This is a genomic window from Moraxella sp. (genome assembly GCF_024227015.1).
Classification (GTDB): domain Bacteria; phylum Pseudomonadota; class Gammaproteobacteria; order Pseudomonadales; family Moraxellaceae; genus Moraxella.
In genome coordinates this window covers 1-584 of the sequence record NZ_JAAELD010000298.1, presented here as the reverse complement: position 1 = coordinate 584, position 584 = coordinate 1, and the positions used below count along the sequence as shown (strand labels likewise).

The 584-nt window shown below is 49.0% G+C and carries 1 protein-coding gene; it reads right to left on the bottom strand.

Features of this window, described 5'->3' with window-relative positions:
• Positions 1-20: 20 nt before the first annotated feature.
• Positions 21-584 (bottom strand): type IV pilus twitching motility protein PilT (locus GY683_RS06900; protein ID WP_297288036.1); only part of this gene is annotated, 564 nt, incomplete at its 5' end.

The following is a 584-nucleotide window of genomic DNA, read 5'->3' as shown; positions in this document are numbered from 1 at the left end:
TGAATGTTCAACACGCCCTATTAATAAAACGCTTCAGGCTGCTTAGCATATAGGCGTGCCGACTCTTTGGTAATGGTACGGCTGGCGACTAAGTTTTTGAGCGTTTGATCAAGGGTAATCATGCCTTCGCCTGCCCCTGTTTGGATTGCCGAATACATCTGGGCGACTTTGTTTTCACGGATTAGGTTACGAATTGCAGGTGTACCAACCATGATCTCATGAGCTGCCACACGACCGCCACCAACTTTTTTGATAAGGGCTTGCGAGATAACCGCCTGTAAAGATTCAGAAAGCATGGCACGGATCATGTCTTTTTCGGCGGCTGGGAATACGTCAATCACACGGTCAATGGTCTTAGCAGCAGAGTTGGTGTGTAGCGTACCAAACACCAAGTGCCCCGTTTCGGCAGCGGTCAAGGCAAGGCGAATGGTTTCAAGGTCACGCATCTCACCAACCAAGATGACATCAGGGTCTTCACGCAGTGCCGAACGTAGGGCAGGTTCAAAGCCAAGTGTATCACGGTGCACTTCACGTTGGTTAATCAGTGATTTTTTGGATTCGTGTACAAATTCGATCGGGTCTTC